This window comes from Streptomyces sp. 7N604 (assembly GCF_052245475.1).
Taxonomy (GTDB): domain Bacteria; phylum Actinomycetota; class Actinomycetes; order Streptomycetales; family Streptomycetaceae; genus Streptomyces.
In genome coordinates this window covers 96,367-114,754 of sequence record NZ_JBQQBX010000019.1, presented here as the reverse complement: position 1 = coordinate 114,754, position 18,388 = coordinate 96,367, and the positions used below count along the sequence as shown (strand labels likewise).

The 18,388-nt window shown below is 67.8% G+C and carries 13 protein-coding genes and 3 pseudogenes; 3 read left to right on the top strand and 13 right to left on the bottom strand.

The features are described 5' to 3' along the window. Positions 1–12 precede the first annotated feature (12 nt). Genes ACTWP8_RS21725 through ACTWP8_RS21715 form a run of 3 tightly spaced genes read left to right on the top strand, consistent with a single transcriptional unit; the run spans position 13 to position 2,831 of the window. Complete coding sequence (locus ACTWP8_RS21725; RefSeq protein WP_443323818.1) at positions 13–1,875, top strand: type IV secretory system conjugative DNA transfer family protein; 1,863 nt, start codon at positions 13–15, stop codon at positions 1,873–1,875. After that, a complete protein-coding gene (locus ACTWP8_RS21720) occupies positions 1,862–2,260 on the top strand; it encodes a hypothetical protein (protein ID WP_443323817.1) in 399 nt (132 codons plus the stop codon). The genes ACTWP8_RS21725 and ACTWP8_RS21720 overlap by 14 nt, the downstream gene beginning before the upstream one ends. After that, positions 2,253–2,831: a DUF4913 domain-containing protein gene (locus tag ACTWP8_RS21715; protein WP_443323816.1), complete on the top strand. Its 579-nt coding sequence runs from the start codon at positions 2,253–2,255 to the stop codon at positions 2,829–2,831. The genes ACTWP8_RS21720 and ACTWP8_RS21715 overlap by 8 nt, the downstream gene beginning before the upstream one ends. Positions 2,832–3,197: 366 nt before the next feature. Here ACTWP8_RS21715 and ACTWP8_RS21710 read toward each other — a convergent pair whose 3' ends face one another. From ACTWP8_RS21710 to ACTWP8_RS21650, 13 genes and pseudogenes are all read right to left on the bottom strand, one after another. Next, positions 3,198–3,743 carry a hypothetical protein gene (locus ACTWP8_RS21710; RefSeq protein WP_443323815.1) on the bottom strand — a complete coding sequence of 182 codons (546 nt, stop codon included), beginning with the start codon at positions 3,741–3,743 and terminating at the stop codon, positions 3,198–3,200. 628 nt (positions 3,744–4,371) lie between these two features. Beyond that, positions 4,372–5,493 (bottom strand): MmyB family transcriptional regulator, encoded by a 1,122-nt coding sequence (locus tag ACTWP8_RS21705; RefSeq protein ID WP_443323814.1) that lies wholly within the window; start codon positions 5,491–5,493, stop codon positions 4,372–4,374. Between the two features lie 204 nt (positions 5,494–5,697). Next, positions 5,698–5,796: pseudogene (locus tag ACTWP8_RS21700) on the bottom strand (transposase); the annotation flags it as partial. Positions 5,797–6,340: 544 nt separating this feature from the next. Beyond that, the gene (locus ACTWP8_RS21695) at positions 6,341–6,850 is read right to left on the bottom strand and encodes a nucleoside deaminase (protein ID WP_443323813.1); all 510 of its coding nucleotides are present in this window, start codon (positions 6,848–6,850) and stop codon (positions 6,341–6,343) included. Between the two features lie 605 nt (positions 6,851–7,455). Continuing rightward, on the bottom strand, positions 7,456–8,331 hold the full coding sequence (locus ACTWP8_RS21690; RefSeq protein ID WP_443323812.1) for a PhzF family phenazine biosynthesis protein: 876 nt from the start codon (positions 8,329–8,331) through the stop codon (positions 7,456–7,458). 152 nt (positions 8,332–8,483) lie between these two features. After that, positions 8,484–8,606, bottom strand: a pseudogene (locus tag ACTWP8_RS21685) (IS5/IS1182 family transposase); the annotation flags it as partial. A gap of 156 nt (positions 8,607–8,762) precedes the next feature. Beyond that, positions 8,763–9,699, bottom strand: a pseudogene (sigJ, locus tag ACTWP8_RS21680) (RNA polymerase sigma factor SigJ). A 561-nt stretch (positions 9,700–10,260) separates the two neighbouring features. Continuing rightward, complete coding sequence (locus ACTWP8_RS21675) at positions 10,261–11,661, bottom strand: NADP-dependent succinic semialdehyde dehydrogenase (RefSeq protein WP_443323811.1); 1,401 nt, start codon at positions 11,659–11,661, stop codon at positions 10,261–10,263. Between the two features lie 52 nt (positions 11,662–11,713). After that, entirely contained in the window at positions 11,714–12,487 is a 774-nt protein-coding gene (cofC, locus tag ACTWP8_RS21670; protein ID WP_443323810.1) for a 2-phospho-L-lactate guanylyltransferase, read from the bottom strand. 5 nt (positions 12,488–12,492) lie between these two features. Further along, positions 12,493–15,168 (bottom strand): bifunctional FO biosynthesis protein CofGH, encoded by a 2,676-nt coding sequence (locus tag ACTWP8_RS21665; protein ID WP_443323809.1) that lies wholly within the window; start codon positions 15,166–15,168, stop codon positions 12,493–12,495. A 507-nt stretch (positions 15,169–15,675) separates the two neighbouring features. Further along, positions 15,676–15,927, bottom strand: a complete 252-nt coding sequence (locus ACTWP8_RS21660) for a hypothetical protein (RefSeq protein ID WP_443323808.1) — start codon at positions 15,925–15,927, stop codon at positions 15,676–15,678. Positions 15,928–15,970: 43 nt separating this feature from the next. After that, positions 15,971–16,885, bottom strand: a complete 915-nt coding sequence (locus ACTWP8_RS21655; protein WP_443323807.1) for a carbon-nitrogen hydrolase family protein — start codon at positions 16,883–16,885, stop codon at positions 15,971–15,973. A gap of 134 nt (positions 16,886–17,019) precedes the next feature. Beyond that, positions 17,020–18,384 carry a RidA family protein gene (locus ACTWP8_RS21650; RefSeq protein ID WP_443323806.1) on the bottom strand — a complete coding sequence of 455 codons (1,365 nt, stop codon included), beginning with the start codon at positions 18,382–18,384 and terminating at the stop codon, positions 17,020–17,022. Positions 18,385–18,388: the final 4 nt, after the last annotated feature.

Here is an 18,388-nt window from a genome sequence, read left to right as displayed (position 1 = left end):
GGAGGCGCACTAGTGGCCAAGGTCGTCACCCCTCACTCAGGTAACCGCCTGCACCTGTACAAGGACGCCTGGTGGATCGCCCTGTGCCTCACCGCGGTCGCCCTCACCCTCTGGACGTGGGCCGCCGCACTGCTGTCCGGCCTTCTCGCTCACGCCACTCCCGCTCTGGTGTCCTGGAGCGAGACGGCCGCAGCCATACCCGACCTCTTCTTCCACCCGCTGCGTCCGCAGGACGCCTTCCCCGCCGAAGCAGGCGTGGGTGGTCCCCTCACCTTCTATCCGCCCTTCCTCGCGACCGCGGTCGCGACCTGCTGGGGAGTGCGCGTCGGGTGGCACCGCTGGCGGGCCATGCGTGATGAGGGCACCGATGGCCTCGCCACCCGCGCCCAGCTCGAGGAAGCCATGGGCGAGGCCAAAGCCCTCTCGCGGCTCGGCGCTCTGCGCCCAAGCCTGTCAACTCCGCGCCCCTCCTTGGAGAAGGCATCAGGCGCTGCACGCGCGCTGCCATGGCGCACCAACGCTCCTCCGAAGGTGACGGACGTGGCAGTGACCGAAGTCGCGGTGTTCTGCGGCACCGCCATCCCCACCGGCGTCCGGTTGTACATACCCTTCGAAGAAACAGCCCTCATCGTCGCACCGCCCCGAGAGGGCAAGACCAGCCAGTTGATCATTCCGTGGATCCTCGACTTCCCCGGCTCCGTCCTGGCCACCTCATCGAAAACCGACGTGCTCTACGCGACGGCAAAATTCCGCGAGAAATATGGACCCGTCATGGTTCTCGACCCCACGGGCCTGTCCAACTGGCCGCTCCAGCTGCAGTGGAGCCTCGTTGACGGCTGCGAAGACTTCACCGTGGCACGCAAACGCGCTGAGACCCTCGCGGGAACCACCAAATCCGATGAAGGGACAAAAAACGGCGGATACTTTGTCATGAATGCGCAAATGCTCATGACTTGCTGGCTACACGCCGCCGCTCTCGACGGCCTCAGCGCCATGGACATCCTGCGCTGGGCCACCTCACCGAGCGAGCGCCAGGCCGTCGACATACTCGCGCGACACAACCAGCAGAACCTCGCCCGCGCCCTGGCTGCCCAGCACGCCGCCGCCCCCGAGGAGCGCTCGGCGAGCTGGCGCACCGCCGAGCAGTCCTTCCTCGCCTTGTACGACCAGAAGGTCGCGGCGATCTTCGGCCACTCGGCACGCGACAAGAACAACTTCAGCATTGCGAAGTGGCTGACCGCGGGCGGCACCGTCTTCCTGATCGGCGAGGAGGAAGAGGGTTCAAGCCTGGCGCCGATCATGGCCGCCTTCAGTCGCGCGATCCTCGACACGGCCAAGGTGATCGCCGCCCGGATGCCCAACGGTCGGCTCGACCCGCCGCTCGCGCTGCTGGGTGACGAGCTCGCCAACGTGGCCCCGTTGCCGCAGATCCCGTCCTTGATGTCCGTATCAGGATCGCAAAACATCTTCATGGTCGCAGTTCTGCAGAATCTAGCCCAAGCTCACGAAAGATGGGGCGAACTGGGCGTCCGAAAAATGTTCGCGGCCGCGACCGTCAAGATCATCCTGGGTGGCGTGTCCGACGAGCAGGAGCTCAAAACATACTCGGCCCTGGCTGGCGAGTTCGAAGAAGACACCGAGTCCATCAGCGACGACGGTGATCGTGCCTCCATCAGCGTCTCCACCCGGCGCCGCGCAGTCCTCGAGCCCGGCGACATCCGCCAGATCAAGGAGCGCGAAGGCCTTGTCGTGCACCGTCGCACCCCCGTCACCCGGGTCAAGTTCGAGCGCGTCCACGAGGGCGCTCGTGCCAAGGAGATCGCAGCGGCCACCAAGGAATCCCTGAAGAAGGTGAACACCCATGCGTCGACCTGACCCCCAGCGCACCCTATTCGACGCCATCAAAGCCATCGGCAAAGAACTCACTGTCCTCTCCTTGCGTCTAGGCCGACTGGAGGGCAACCGCTCCCCTTCCGAGACACGGGCCCTGTCGTCGGGCCCGAGCTCGGTGCGGTCGGACACGAACGACAGGGACCTCCTCATAGACACCCTGGACAGCTTCAACAGCGAACTGGCCGAACACCACGCGCGCCTGACCCGCATCGAGGCCGCCATCCCGCGCCGCACCCAGCAGATGCACAGACGCATCGTGCTACATCAACGGATCCACCCAAGGCGCCCTCGCACGACCACGAAGGTCCGCACTGTCAAGACCCCACCGTCACATCGCCATCTGCGGAAGGCGGTCACCGATGCCTGATCCGCTGGGACCACTCTTCGACGCCCTGGAATCGATCAACAACGAAATGACCGGCTTCGCCGCACGCCTGACCCGGGTCGAGGACGCAGCCTCACTCAAGGCGGGCAGCAGCAGTAGCGGGGGCGGTGGCGGTGGCGCGGAGGCCAGCGACCGCACGCCTGGAGCCCCGGTGGTCTGGCACAGGCTGGAAGCTGCCGTCCGCGAGAAGCTATGGGCCGAGTTCACCTCCTGGGTTATCCGCATCGCTGACACCTTCGAACTGACCACGGACCAGCTACCGCGCGAGTGCTGGTGGGAACACGGCGCCGTCGTCTCCGAACTCACCGCACTGTGGACCGGGTGGGAGTCCGCCCACGCAAGTGAAGACGACGCAGCAGCCGGACCATATCTGTGGCACGACGGGTTCGACCGCGCCATCGACCGAATAGGCCGCAGGCATCTCGGCGGATGCACCAACGGCGTTCACGAGCCCAAGTCACGCAAGATGTACGGAACCGACGCCGCCTACCGCAAGAAAATCTTGGAGGCGGGGCCACCGGGTGTTACTGCTACGAAGCCCAAAGCCGCATGAGCCGACGAGTGAAGGCCACCGTGATCCTTCATCTTGCCAGGTCGGCTGGACGGCACCACGCCCCCACTGTGGTCGGCATAGGCACCACCATAAGAATGGAGGTGGCAGGTGGGTATCGCTCATCGAATGCACGATGGAGCCGGACCGGCGCTATGTCTGGTGTCGGAATGCAGTCACGGGCCCCCGGTGACCGGTCCATGCCCCGGGCCAAGTTCCGATACCGGGCTGACCCCAGCGCGCACCTACCGCGAACGTCGGCACGGCAACGCCAGCTTCGCCCGGTTAGTCAAGGCCTGGATGGTCACCAACCATCCATGCTTCACCGCCATGCGCCTCGAGGCCGCCCGATCATGACGAATCGCCCGATCAGCTGTCGCTGCCATCATCTGCTGCGCGAAGAGGATGATGATCGATCACGCTGACGGTGTAGCCGTGCGAGCGCATCCACACCAAGGTCGGTTCCAATCCCGACCGGGCCATGGAGTCGCGACGCTCATAGGCCTGGTCAACGGCCTGCCTGATGGGCGCGGGCAGCGGGCCGTTCTCCAGCAGCAGTGGCTCATGCCAGATGGGCGCCGCGCCCTGGAGCCCTCGCTGCGTCAGGGGTCTATCAAGCCGCTGCTCATCGTAGGGAAATTGGTAGTGCAGGTGAGAACCATCGTCACCGGCGACCAAGATGTTCAGCGTGGGCACCAGGGCGGCTAGAGGCAGGTCGCAAGCGATGGCCAGGTCGCACGTCTCCCAGGAGAGAATGACGCAGTCCGCGCGTGCAGCAGCGGCAAAGAGCGAGAGGTCCGCGACGCCTCTTTGTGCATCCTCCCCCGTATACAGGGGACGAGTCCACGCCACGCCGATGATCTTTCCGCCAGCCACAGCTGTGAGAGAAGGGCGCTGATTGACCCCACGTTCCATGAGCGCAGTCTGCGCCTTGACTGTTGCATCCACAACGATCTGAATCGTCGTACCGGCTGGGAAGTACTCCGAGGGCGGCCTCCCTCCGGAGGCACCCGCTGATGAGCGAGTGCGATACGTGCGCGACGGCTTCCTACGTCCCATCGGTCCCCTCCGTAACCCGTGACGACGCCCGAGTCGCATCGCCGGTGATCGGACGGTAGGTGACTCGCGAGACCGGCAAGGTGGATGCAGCCGATCCCGTCCCGTCCGCTGCTCCTCATGCCCGCTGGGAGTCGTCGCCGCATCCCGCACCGCGGGATGCCCCCCACATAGAGGCCAATGCGCTGCCTGCCGTGCGCCTCCTAAGCTGAGCCCTGGACGTCGGATAACAGCCACGTGGCAGGCTGGTCCAAATCCTCACTGTCGCCCTCGGGGACCCACCGGTCGGGAAGAACTGCGACGATACCCACGCTGGGGCAGCCGGCCGGGCCCCGATGGTCCTGACGCGACGAAGGCAGCTGCCTGGCACCCAATTCCCGTCGGCGCTAGCCCCCTACTGCACAACTCCATGGCTTGGCAGGGTGCGAGCGGTCAGCCTGACGCGCCCCTCCGTGTTCGATCCAGGGTCAGCCTGCTCGATCGGGCGTCAGGAGAGATTGCGCCATGCGTACGCCAGGTGAACCGCACGAGGTCCGACACGTTGGCCCCCCGCTGGACTGACAGCGACAGACGCGAGCGCAAGCATGAGCATTCCGCGCCGCCGGGCAGGGGTCATCGAGTGCTGCCACTGATGTACGGCGTGTTGGGCAGTGACTGGGACGTTGAGGGCCAGCTCCGCCTCCCCCGCGGTGAGGATCTCCTGGGCGGCTGCGAGCTGGCGGATGGCCTCTGGCGTGAATATGCGGGGCAGCGCTTCTCGAGCAATACGCAGCTCGAGCTCGGGTGGCGGGATATCGGGAAGGCATCCGTGGACGCAGCGGTAGTCGGTCAACAGACCGCCGATCAGAGCGCTGTGGCAGATGCCACAGCGCGCCAGATCGGCCAGCACTGAGCCGTGCCAGATGACCTCGTGCCCACTGGGCTCCTCCATGAGCACCGGCTCAGCCGTCCTGGGCACGATGGTGATCTGCCGCAGGTCTGGACGTCCTCCCGGAACTGTGACCAGGCACGCCGAGACGTGATAGGGCCCTGCGGGCGTCCGCCAGATAAGGGCGCGCCCGTCGGGGCAATCGAGATCTGCCGGGGCACTCGTGTACAGCGCAGGGTCAACGGCGGCGCGGATGGCGATTAGCTCGCTATCGGCGGGAGCCGCTGCGAGGGCTTCCCGCAGTGCGGCCGCGAAGACTCGCGCGGTGTTGTCCCAATTGGCCAGCCGCTTCTTAGCATCATCGTCGAGCAGTATCCAACGCATCAGGCTCCAGCCAGGGGTGTCCGACCCTGGTAGAAGATCTATGGCGAAGAAATTGGCTGCCATGGTCCGCCAGCTGCTGTCCACGATGAGTGCAGGGATGTTGTACCCGTGGAGCATGCGCTGCAGATACTCGTCGATCGGGGCTTCAGCGAGCTCGAATCGCGCACGCTCAGCTTCGGGAATCTCAAGGGCGTCGATCACGGACCGGAGGGCCGCTGCACCGGGCCATCCGGTTCCCAACTCGAGCGCGCGATAGCGGTCTTCAGAGAGGCCCGCGCGCTGTGCGACAAGTGCGGGTTCGAGGCCGGCCCGGATGCGGTAGACCGCGAGTACCTCACCCAAAGAAGCACTCAGCATGCTCTGCTCCTCTACCTTCGGCTTCGCTCGGGATAGGTAACGTACGGCGCTGATCTGCGAGATGCCTTGGGTATCAGGGTACGAAACATGGTTCGGGAGAAATTAGCGTGATCTTGCGAGAATCCCCGCCCGGAGGGGCGGGATGAATCGCATCCTTAACGGGGCGGCGCGGAGCGCCGTCGCATCGCTTCGTATCCCAGGTTCGGGACGCTTCTGGTTCTCGATGTACTCCTTGATGATCGACAGGGGGGCGCCTCCGCAGGAGGCGGCGAGGTAGGACGGGGACCAGAAGTGTCCGTGCATGATGGCGCGGTTGACCCGGCCTCCAATGGCGTCGTGCTCGAGGAAGAGAGTGGATGGTCTGGTACGGCCTCGGTGCGAGACGACGGGGGTGCATCTCGCACCGAGGCCTATTCACCGTAGCGCCAGCTCCTTGCCCCAGGCTGGGCAACGGTGCAACTGGCGGGACGTTCAAGCTCGGCACCACGGGCCCCGACTAAGCGCAATCGACCCCGCCCTCCTGGAGCTTGTCGACGAACCTGACCGGTGTCAGCGGCCCGTGCTCACCCAGGGCCGCCAGCCCGCCTTCCGCCTGCCGACGGCGCAGTCCCTGTCACGCGGGACGCGCGCCGAGGTGACCAACCTCGATCCCGACGTCTCGTGGGCCGGCTGGAGCAGTTCGTCCAACAGCAGCCCGCCGCGGGGGAGGTCTACGTACTGCGCGCCCGACCTCGCCCGCGCCGCCTCGGAGAAGAACGAGGGAAAGGAGCCTTGCCTGGCACCGTCGCTCCGGCTGCTGAGCCCGTGTCTGCCGCGCTTGGCGTCTGCGTGGCAGACACGCTCGCCCTCAGGGCACGTGTACGCCACGCGGCGAAGAGCCCGTGAGCGAGAACAACTCCAGACAGTCCTCTCGGCACACGTCTTCGTGGACTTCGATGGCGGGCTGGCCGGCACGTACCACGTCCCGGGCGCGCATTCCGATCTGACGCCAGGTGAAGGTGTCATCGGGATGTCCTGCTGCCCAGCGCACGGCGTCCGGCTGGGTGGCGCCGTAGACGATGCCGCTCATCTTCGCCCAGATCGCCGCGGCAGTGCACATGGGGCAGGGTTCCAGTGTCGTCACCAGATACGCACCTGGAAGATACCGGGAGCCAGTGCGCTGAGCGGCCATCCTGATCGCCACGACTTCGGGGTGTGCGGTCGGATCTGTCCCTTCCACGAGCCCGCTGCCCGACTCGCCTATGACTTCTCCGTGCCTGATGACCATGGCTCCGAGGCCGTAGTTGCCGGAGAGTGCAGCCTCCCTGCCCAAGCGCACGCACTTCCTCATATCCGACTCGAAGTCGTGACTCGCCATTCCCATCAGGAACACCCCTCATGAACGCTCTCATCGCACATCTGTACCTGCCCTGCCCTGTTGTCTCAGCGCAAGGCACTACGACGGTAGAGCCCAGTGCCGACCGGGCACCCATAGACCTGTTCACCTGTCTCGGCGGCCTGGAACACGGGGCAGATGTGCGCTACGGCGCACACACTCGTCGGCCTTTGCGGAGACTCCAGACGCGGCGGCTGGCGGTGGGCGTCCGAGGAACGACGCCGAAGGCGAAGGTGATGTTCTCCGGCGGCGCCTCCGTCGTTCCGTGCGGTCAGTAGGGTCGGCTCATGGTGACGCGACTTCTCCGACTCGAGAGTCTGTTGGGCTGTCGGCTCAGTGCGGTGGACTACGGCAGCATCGCCGAGCTCGTCGGCAACGCCAAGAAACCGACGAAATGGTGTGGCCCCGGCTGACAGATTTGCCGACGGCGCTCGCTACTGGACCGTGTGGCTGCCCGATTCGAGGACGTGACTCTGGTGGGGTCATTTAGAGCTTGCGCGGATGGGCGCGATGGAGCACCCCGGGAGGCGAAAAGGTCTGTCACCACTGGGAAGGCCTGTGCCTGCACTGCCGTCATGGCTGGCGCTTTAGCTGATGCGAGCTCCCGCGCCGCTGACACGGACGCGCGGGTCACCCGCGCGCAGCGTCACCGTAAGCTCGCCAGGGCGGCCCAGGTCCTCGCCCTGGTGCAGGGTGAGGACGGCGTCCTCGGGGACCAGGCCGAGCTCACGGGCGTACGCACCGAACGCGGCGGCCGCGGCGCCGGTCGCCGGGTCCTCGACGACGCCGCCGACGGGGAACGGGTCACGGACATGGAAGACGGTGGCCGACTCCCGCCACACCAACTGGACCGTGGTCAGGTCCAATCGGTTCATCAGGGCTTCGAGGCGCGCGAAGTCGTACGCGAGCTCAGCGAGGCGAGCGCGCGTCGCCGCCGCGAGAACGAGATGGCGGGCGCCGGCGAAGGCGATATGGGGCGGGAAGGCCGGGTCGAGATCGGCGGCCGGCCAGCCGAGCGCGGCGAGCGTCTCCGCGAGGTTGGCGTCGGCGATCTCCTCGATGTGCGGCTCGACACTGGTGAGCGTGGCCCGGAGCGTCCCGTCCTCCTCGGCCACCTCCACCGGCACGGTGCCGGCGCGCGTCGCGAATACCAGCTCCCCGGGGCCTATCCGCTCGGCGAGCGCGACGGCGGTCGCGACGGTGGCGTGCCCGCAGAACGGCACCTCGGCCTTGGGGCTGAAGTAACGGATGCTGTACGCCCGCCCCTCCTGGCCACCGAGGTCCTCCGGGGGCGCGGTCAGGAATGCGGACTCCGAGTATCCGAGATCGGCGGCGATGGCCAGCATTTCGCTGTCGTCCAGGGCGGTGGCGTCCAGAACGACGCCGGCGGGGTTTCCGCCGTCGGGGGCGCTGGAGAAGGCGGTGTATCGCAGCACCTCGGGCCGCAGCGCGTTCGTCGTCATGTTCGTGGCAACGCCAGCCGGGCCCGCGGCTATTCCTGAGCGCGGGTAGAGGCGGAGATGGGCGCCTGCGGCCCGCCCACGCGGCGGAGCCGCACATCGATACAGACGCCCCGGCCCCTTCCCGAAGGGGGCATCCGCGCCAACAGATGGGTTCACGGGCGTCGCCTCGGGCGGTTGTCCCAGCGGTGGGTGGTCCAGGACTGTCGGATGAGGCTACGGACGGTGATGATCGTGTCCGCGAGGTCGAATAAGGCGTCGATCACGGTGGAAGTTCTCATTCCAGCGCGCTGGGCATTCTCACCTCTTCTCACCATGGCACATCGCCGAATGTCACCACGGTCACCCTCTGACCTGCGACTTCGTGGACAGATCAATGAGAAAATATGGCGACGCCAAGGCGAGAATCGCACGTCAATCATCAGGGAGGTCGTCTACACCCAACTTGGCTGGCTCGCATGACCGTCCCGGCGCCCGAGGAAGACATCGAGCATGTCCCGGTCGAGGTGGCGCAGCTTGTCCGGGTTGACGACGGCGTCGATCCGAGTGATGAGCCCGCTGCTGGCGAGGGTGAAAGCCAAGACCGCCGCCTCCTGCCGCACCGGGTCGACGATGACCAGTCCCGGCGCGCCGTTGATGTCCCGTACCAGCGCGTCCATCCGGGCAGGGTCGTAACGGCGCGCGATGCGCTGCACGAAGTGGGCCACCTTCTCGGCGCCGGCCACCGGCATGCGCGCCGCGGTGACCTGGCCGCCGCCGTCGGAGCGCCAGACGACGTCGGGGTCGAGGATCGTCAACAGGCTGTCGAACTCCCCGCCCGTCACGGCCTCGAGAAAGGCTTCGACCATGCGCCGGTGCTCGCCGCGGTCTACCGGGCGGCGCGGGACGTCGGCACGTATGCGTCTGCGGGCGCGGGAGGCCAGCTGCCGTACGGATTCGGGGGTGCGGCCGACGGCCTCGGCGAGCTCGGGGAACGGTACGGTGAAGACCTCGTGCAGAACGAAGGCTGTGCGCTCGGCGGGGGTGAGCCGCTCCAGGAGCGTGGGCAGGGCCATGCTGACGGACTCGTCAAGGGTTACCCGGTCCTGTGGGTCGAGGCCGTGGCCGTCTGCGATGACGGGCTCAGGAAGCCAGGGGCCGAACGTAGGACTCGCGCCGGGAGCGGGCCGAGCCCCAGTTGGTCGTGGCAGATGCAGCTGACGACGGTGGTGAGGTACGCGCAGGGATCGGCTGCTTCGCCGTCGGCAATCGCCTGCCAGCGCAGCCAGGCCTCCTGTACGCCTCGTCAGCGTCGGCGACCGACCCCGTGACCCGGTAGACAATACCCCACAGACGGCCTCGGCATTCCTCGAACGCGCTCAGCTCCGCCATGGTTGCGGCCTCCTTCCCTCCTACATGTGCAGCCAGGATGCCGTCGACGCCGGACGGAACCTCGCAAGAAGGACGAGGCGGCCAGGCGAAGTGTGACAGCGACGTCGAGCGCGTACGTCGTCCTCGACAAGGCCTCTCGCGTACCTCATCACCGCCAGCCCCGGCCTCGGTGACGAGGTGGTCCCCGAGGAGTGGCCACGCGGATACCAGCACCAAGGCGGCCCGGGAGCGCGTGGGGCTGTTGGCCGAATCGAGATGGCCGCCGAAGTCGCCGAGTCCTGCCCAGAACTTGAGCGGGCGACCACGATCCGCGGCTTGGTGGAAGAGCTCGCCGCCGCGACACCCAACCAGACGAAGCTCAAAGCCCATGGCGAGGCGGCCCGCGCGTACCTTCCCGACCACCTCGGCGTCGACGGCACGCAGGGCGACGCGGCGGCCGAGGAAGGGGCTGTTGAAGGAGATCGCCACCCGTACGGAAGCAGACGGGACGCTGGACCCATGTGGGCGGCCGTGCCAGCCTCCCCGACGCGACGGCCGATTGTCCCTTCCACGCGTGGGTGGTCAGGGCGTGGGCACGCCGAGCCAGATTGTCGTGGCGTTGCAGAATTCGCGGATGCCGTGGCCGGCCAGCTCGCGCCCGTAGCCCGACCGCTTCACACCCCCGAAGGGGAACCCGGGGTGTGAGGCGGTCATGCCGTTGAAGTAGACGCCTCCGGCCTCCAAGTCTCGCGCGCAGCGCTCCTGCTCGGCCGCGTCCCGTGTCCAGACGTTGGAGCTCAGGCCGAACGGGGTGTCGTTGGCGACCTGGAGCGCCTCGTCCAGGTCCGCGACCCGGTAGAGCGTGGCCACGGGCCCGAACGCCTCCTCGTAGTGGATGCGCATCTGAGGGGTGATGTCGGCCAGCACCGTGGGTTCGTAGAACCAGCCCGCGGTCCGCTCCTCCGGCCGGTCGCCGCCGCACAGGACCGTCGCGCCGCGACCCCGGGCGTCGTCGACCAGCTCCTCCAGGGAGCGCCGGCCCTGCTCGCTGGAGAGCGGTCCCACGTCGGTGGACTCCTCCATCGGGTCGCCGACCGCCAGTGACGACATGGACTGGACGAAGCGCGAGGCGAAGGCGTCGTAGATGTCGGTGTGCACGATGAAGCGCTTGGCCGCGATGCAGGACTGGCCGTTGTTCTGCACGCGGGCGGTGACGGCGGTCGGCACGGCCCGGTCGAGGTCGGCCGAGGGCAGGACCAGGAACGGGTCGCTGCCGCCCAGCTCGAGGACGGTCTTCTTGATCACGTCGCCCGCGATGGAGGCGACGGCGCGGCCCGCCGGCTCGCTGCCGGTGAGCGTGGCGGCGGCGATCCGGGGGTCGCGCAGGATGTCGGCGACCGCGTCGGAGCCGACCAGCAGCGTCTGGAAGCAGCCCTCGGGGTAGCCGGCCCTGCGGAACAGGTCCTCCAGGTAGAGGGCGGTCTGCGGGACGTTCGAGGCGTGCTTGAGGAGCCCGACGTTCCCGGCCATCAGAGCGGGGGCGGCGAACCGTACGACCTGCCAGAGCGGGAAGTTCCACGGCATGATCGCCAGGATGGGTCCGATGGGGCGGTAGCGCACGATGACCTGGGAGCCGCCGGAGTCCTCGACGTCGGCGGACCGCGGGCGCTCGTCGGCCAGCTGCTCCTCGGCGTGGTCCGCGTACCAGCGCATGGCCTTGACGCACTTGGCGGCCTCGGCGCGCGCCGCGTTCAGGGTCTTGCCCATCTCGAGGGTCATGGTGCGGGCGATGTCGTCCCGGTCCGCCTCGAGCAGTTCCGCCGCGTCGCGCATCAGCTCGGCCCGCCGGGCGAATGACGTCACCCGGTGCTCGCGGAACGCCCGCTGGGCGCGGTCCAGCCGGGTGTCGATCTCCTCGCTGCCGAGTGCGTCGAAGGTCTTGAGCGTTTCCCCGGTGGTGGGGTTGACAGTCGCGATCGGCACGGGAATCCCTCCTGGATAGGCGTGAGACAAGTGGTGTGGGAGTGAGCTCGGGTTACCGGCATCCCGGGTCTTCTCTTGAGGTTCTCTGACGGAGTTGTGCCGCCCTCGGTGTCAGCAGGTGAGCGGGAGGGTGGTGGCTGCGATGGCTCACCCCAAGCTCTGTGATCAGCAGCGTGGCCGAGGCGGCAGCCGTCCTGGGGCCGACACCCAGAGCCAGCGCAGCGAGCAAGTCCTCGCGGGTGTCCACGTCGCGGCGTACGGAATCCACCCCGGCGAGCGTGATTTCCTCGGCACCCGAGGCCAGGTGGCGCGTCCGGGAGGTGTCCCCGAAAGCCGGGACGAGATCCCACCCGGGCGCCGCCGTAAGAAGCGTCGTCCCCACCCCGCCCGCGTCGGCCAGGAACGCCCGTGGGAACGCCCCCGCGGCGGCCAGGACCCGGGCCAGCTCCGCGGGGCACAGCGCCGGCAGATCGGCGTTGAGCGCGGCCACCTGCGCCTTGGGGCGCTCGCCGCGCACCGTCCGGGCTCCGTGCGCGAGCGCCGCGTTCAGCCCCGCCCCCGGGGCGTCGGGCAGGGTACGGGCGCCGAGGGCCGACAGTTCGACCCGGGCGAGCGGATCGTCGGTGACGACCAGCACATCCCGTACGTCCGCACAGGCGAGCGCGGCGGCCACCGTGTCCTGGGCGAACGCGAGCGCGAGCCCGGGCCGCAGGCCGTCCCCCGCCGTCTCCGCGAGCCTGCTCTTGGCCAGCGATAGCGGCTTGAGCGGTACCACCAGGGACCAGCCGCCGCCCGTCGCGGCGTCTCCGATTCTTCGTATGGCCATCATCGTCACGTGCCGCCCGTTCGGCTCCAGGATTGGGGGAGCGGCAGTGGTGTTGCGCCATCCGGGGAGAACAACGGTGGCAGCAGTTCCGGCAGGTGCCCGTCCGATGCCATCGCCGCCTCCTGCCGCTGGGCCGGGACCTCGCCGTACGTGGTCGTCCGGGGACGGGACGGCCGACCCGCGGCGTCGGCGATGGCGGCCAGGTCACGGATCGAGCGGTACGAGCCGTAACTCGAGCCCGCCATACGGGAGATGGTCTCCTCCATGAGCGTGCCGCCCAGGTCGTTGGCCCCGGAGCACAGCATCTCGGCGGCGCCCTCCGTGCCGAGCTTCACCCAGCTGGTCTGGATGTTGCGGATGTGTGGGTGGAGGAGGAGGCGGGCCATGGCGGTGACGGCGCGGTTGTCGCGGGTCGTGGGGCCGGGGCGGGCGATGCCGGCGAGGTAGACGGGCGCGTTGGTGTGGACGAAGGGGAGGGTGACGAACTCGGTGAAACCGCCCGTCTCCTGCTGGATTTCAGCCAGCAGCCTCAGGTGGCCGAGCCAGTGGCGGGGCTGGTCCACATGCCCGTACATCATCGTCGAGGAGGAGCGGATGCCCAGCGAGTGGGCCGTCTTGATGACCTCGACCCAGGTGGCCGTCGGCAGCTTGCCCTTGGTGAGGATCCAGCGGACCTCGTCGTCGAGGATCTCCGCGGCGGTGCCGGGGATGGTGTCCAGGCCCGCTTCCTTGGCGGCCGCCAGCCACTCCCCGATGGACATCCCCGTACGCGTCGCGCCGTTGACGACCTCCATGGGCGAGAAGGCGTGCACATGCATCTCCGGGACGCGCTTCTTCACGGCGCGCGCGATGTCGAAGTACGCGGTGCCGGGCAGGTCGGGGTGGATCCCGCCCTGCATGCAGACCTCGACCGCGCCGACGTCCCAGGCCTGCTGGGCGCGGTCGGCGACCTGGTCCAGGGACAGGGTGTAGGCGTCGGCGTCGGTACGGCGCTGGGCGAAGGCGCAGAAGCGGCAGCCCGTGTAGCAGACGTTGGTGAAGTTGATGTTGCGGGTGACGATGTAGGTCACCTCGTCACCGACGGCCGCGCGGCGCACGTCGTCGGCGACCCGGCACAGCGCCTCCAGGGCCGGACCTTCGGCGTGGAGGAGGGCGAGGGCTTCGGGGTCGGTGAGCCGGGTCGGGTCGTCGGCTGCCACGGCCAGCGCGGACTTCACATCCGCATCGATACGGGACGGGAGCATGCCCGGGGCCGCCGCCTCGCGCAGTGCCTCCCAGTCCCCGTAGACCTCGTCGAAGTCGTCGCGGCGGTCGGCGGTGCGGCCTTCGGTGTCGATGGTGCGGTGCAGGTCCGTGCGGCCCGTGGAGACGAAGCCGCGCCCGTCAGAGCTCATCGACGCATTCTCGGGCTCCTGCCAGGGGCGGCCCTCCACCACGGCGTCCTCGCGCGCGAGGCCGGTCTCCGGCTCGGCCAGGGCGGTCACGTGCGGCAGCAGACGGGGGTCCAGCCAGGGCTCGCCGCGCTGGACGAACTCCGGGTAGACGGCGAGGCGTTCACGCAAGGAGAAGCCCGCGGCGGCGGAACGGGCTGCGAGCTCGTCGATCTGCGGCCAGGGGCGTTCGGGGTTGACGTGGTCCGGAGTGATCGGGGAGACGCCGCCCCAGTCGTCGATACCGGCGCCGATGAGGCGCGCGTACTCGTCGTCCACCAGGTTGGGCGGCGCCTGGAGGCAGCCGGAGGGGCCCATGATGTGCCGCGCGACGGCGACGGTGGCGACCAGTTCGTCCAGATCCGCGTCCGGCATGCCGCGCATCGCCGTGTCCGGCTTGGCGCGGAAGTTCTGCATGATGAGTTCCTGGATGCCGTGGTACGCGCGCGAGATGCGGCGCAGCGCGAACAGCGACTCCGCGCGCTCCTCGTAGGTCTCCCCGATCCCGATCAGCAGCCCGCTGGTGAAGGGGACGGAGCTGCGCCCGGCGTCCTCCAGGACGCGCAGCCGGACGGCCGGCTCCTTGTCCGGGGAGCCGTAGTGCGGGCCGCCGGGCTCGCTCCACAGCCGTGTCGCCGTGGTCTCCAGCATCATGCCCATCGACGGGGCGACGGGCTTGAGCCGCTGGAAGTCCGTCCACGTCATGGCGCCGGGGTTGAGGTGCGGCAGCAGCCCGGTCTCCTCCAGGATGCGGATCGACATCGCGCGTACGTACGCGATGGTGTCGTCGTACCCTTCCGCCTCCAGCCACTCGCGGGCCTCGGGCCAGCGGTCCTCGGGGCGGTCCCCCAGCGTGATCAGCGCTTCCTTGCAGCCCAGTTCCGCCCCGCGCCGGGCGATGCTCAGGACCTCATCGGGGGACATGAACATCCCATGGCCCGCCCGGCGCAGCTTGCCGGGGACGGTCGCGAAGGTGCAGTAGTGGCACTTGTCCCGGCACAGGCGGGTGAGCGGGATGAAGACGCTCTTCGAGTACGTGATGACGCCGGGGCGGCCCGCGGCATCGAGTCCGGCGTCGCGCACGCGGGCGGCGGAGGCGCACAGGTCCCGGAGGTCGTCGCCGCGGGCCTGGAGCAGCACGGCGGCCTCGACGACGTCCAGCGCCACGCCATCGCGGGCACGGCGCAGCGCCCGCCGCATGGCGTTCGCGGTCGGTGCGGACTCCTCGGACCCCTGCGCGCTCGTCGTCATCAAGAAGTCCTTCCTGGGCACAGACGGCTGCGAGGGCGTCGGCACGGGTGGGACACCTGCTACCGCGCTAGCGACAAGGGATAGGCAGTGATCTTGCTGAGGTCGACGGCCGCGCCGCGGCGGTGGCGGACCGCCGACTCGGTGTAAACGTCGCCGTGCGCCCTGGCCCGAGCAGAGCAGGAGTCGGGTTCGTCATACACGAACGTCTGGCTGCCGCTTCCGCCGTTGGCCGTGATCACGGGCATCGAAACTGCGTAGAGGGCCATGGCCGTATACCTCTTCTGTCTGTTGGAATCCTCATCACGTGTTCCCGCAGGCCCCGTTGTAGTGAGGCCGTACGGAATTGGTTGATCGGTGGCGCTACGGGCTCGGTGGATCGTGGCGCCGGGTCAGGGCAGCTGCCACCGCCGAACGAGAACCTCGACGGTCTGCAGCCCAGCAGGTTCCGCAAGCCACTCGCCCCCCACCACGGCCTCAGCGTGGAGACTCGCTCACGCTGGGGATGCATCAGCATGCGGTCTCCACGGGCGAGACAGGGCCTCTGGGCAGCGGGAAGATATCCAACGCCACGGGACTGGTCGTCATCTTGTTGAGCTCGACGGCCGCGCCCCGGCGGTGGCGGATCGCCTCCTCGGAGTGCACGTCAGCGAGCGCCCTAGCTTCAGCGCAGCGGCGATTAGTGTCCTCGTACACGAACACCTGGCGTCCGCTTCCCCCATTGCTGCTGGTAATGGGAATTTCGACTGCGTACCAGGCCATTTGCTGACTCCTTTTGTGGATGACTGTCCGCAGCTCAGGCGGATCACGAGAGGTTGTGCAGGCCGGGAAGGGAGGCGTAGGGCGGCGGCAATGAGTGGATGCCGTTGGGGAATTCGGGCGAGCTGCGCATGCCGCGGATGTAATCGAAGTCGAGGTTGGCGGTCAGGATCCCCGGCCCCGTCATGGTGCCCAGAATGTATTCCGGTGACGCGATCATGGCGTGCCCACGGTTGAGGCCGGTTGCCGGATCGACAGGCTTCAATCCCGTCTTCACATGCGCCTCTCGCAGGGCGCCGTCCATGAGGCCCATGGTCGTGCCGGAGTAGGCGTTTTTCGAGATGGCGGCCTGGCGAACCATGGTGTGCCAGTTCTCGGTGAACCCCAGGTCGTCGATGAGAATCCCGGTGGGGTTCACGATGAGCTCGGCACCATTGTCCGCCAGTTCACTAGCGATCTTGGGGACGAAGATTTCGCTGCAGATGGCGATGCCGAGCTTGTAGTCGCCCATGTCGAACACAGGCAATTCATCTTCGCCGTAGTCGTAAGCGACGTAGGTGAACTGCCAGTGCGGGCCCAATGCGTAGAGGCCGTAGTAGTAGTCGCTGTCAGGGCGGTGACGGTAGTAGCGGCCGATGATCTCTCCGTGGCGGGAGATCACCACACACACGATGTGATAGGCCTGCTCGTCGTCTACGTCGGCCTTCTCGGTCGTGCCCATGACGACGTCGACACCGTGGCGCTGCGCCGCGCGTTGGATCCTCTCGACCACGTCGTAGCGGGTGTGCCAGGTCACCGGGCCGGGATACAGCTCTGGGCATACCAGCAGGTCGATTCCCAGCTTCGCTGCCTCGGCAATGTGGCGCTCAAGGTTGTCGACCATCATCGGTGCTCTGTCGCCGGCCTCGAGCTTGGGCTGGAGCAACCCCAGGCGGGTGCTGGCCTTGGACTGCTGACTCATCGGGACCTCCTTCGGGGGTGTCGGCGGTGAGAGCACCGCCCGACAAGTTGTGTGGTCATAGACGGCTCGTTGCAGGTCGAGTTACCTCTTCGGTTCCGGGTACCGGTTGTCGTTCGCATCGGGCATCAGCCTCTTCAGGGCACGTAGGCCACGGCGTCGAGGGCCACACGTGCTCCAGGCACGTGCAGGGGTCCGGGTACGGCGGTGACCGCCACGGTGGGGGGATCTTCGGGGACGGCCTTGCGCAGCATGGTGTAGACGGCATAGCCGTCAACGGGCTCGGTGACGAAAGCGCGGAGTCGTACGAGGTTGCTCAGGCTGGTTCCGCCGGCCTGGCAGATGGCGTCGAGGCGGGTGAAGAGGTAGTCGAGCTGGCTGGCAATGTCGGGGGCCGTGTGGAGGCCGGAGGCGTCGCCTGCGACCACGTTCGAGGTCCACAACAGAGGGCCGGCCTTGATGGCTTCCGATTCGTGGCCCAGGGGCCTGGCGCCGGTGCTGACGATTTGCTTGGTGTAGCCGCCGCCCGGGTTGATCGACTGGGCGATCTGCTCCATGCGCACGGCCCGGTCGCGGTGGTGCAGGTCTGTGCCCTCGTAGGCGGGGATGAGCAATCCGGAGCAAGGGATCACGGTACGGGCCGGAGGATCGGTGGCGAATCGCTTGCGCCACACTCGGTCCAGTTCCGCCAGGTCTTCGAAGTGGGTCAGGTAGACCGTCATGTGGACGACGTCGTCCAAAGTCGCGCCCACCCGGCTCAGATACTGCTCCAGCCGAGTCAGCACGAACTCCGTCTCGCTGGCAATCTCGCTTCCCCACGCGACGAAGGGGTCGACTTTCGCCTTGGGGTGGATGTCGCGTGTCGCCCAGTCGACGGCGGTATCTCCCACCGTAAAGACCATTCCGCCGCCGGTGATGGCTTCGTTGAAGGGAGCTCCGCCGGTGAAACTGCTGCCGTAGTTCTTGTCTTTGAAGCTCTCGTGATACCCCTCGCTGGCGGGGACGACCTGCTTGCTCGTGCCGTAGCGGGGGCTGACGGCAATGCCGGTGTGGACCACCGAGGCGAAGTCATGCACCAGATTACCGGTGCTGATCAGTGCGCTGGTGGGACGTTCCTCGGGAACGTCATGGAATCCGGGACCCCGAGTGGTCTCGAGGAAGGCGGGGCCCAGCTTCTTCTCCGGAACCCAGGTCTCGATTTGCACCACATCGCCAATCGACGAGTGCAGCTCCGGAAGCCGCTCCACGTACCGCTTGTAGAAGAACTCTGTCTCGCTTCTGGCCTGTTCCGGCCGGGAGAGGTAGTACGGCGGGAGGACGTCGATTCCATCTGGCTTGTTGCCGCTGTTGTCCACGGCCAGGCCGGAGAGGAATGTGTACGGTCCGGCCGTCGCCAGCCGGGAGAAGTACGCGCACGGCCCGTCGACAACGTCCCGCACGATGCGGCCGCGCTCGACCACGGGCCCGGGGGCGGGTCCGATGGGATCGGGGCTGCGTGTCATCACG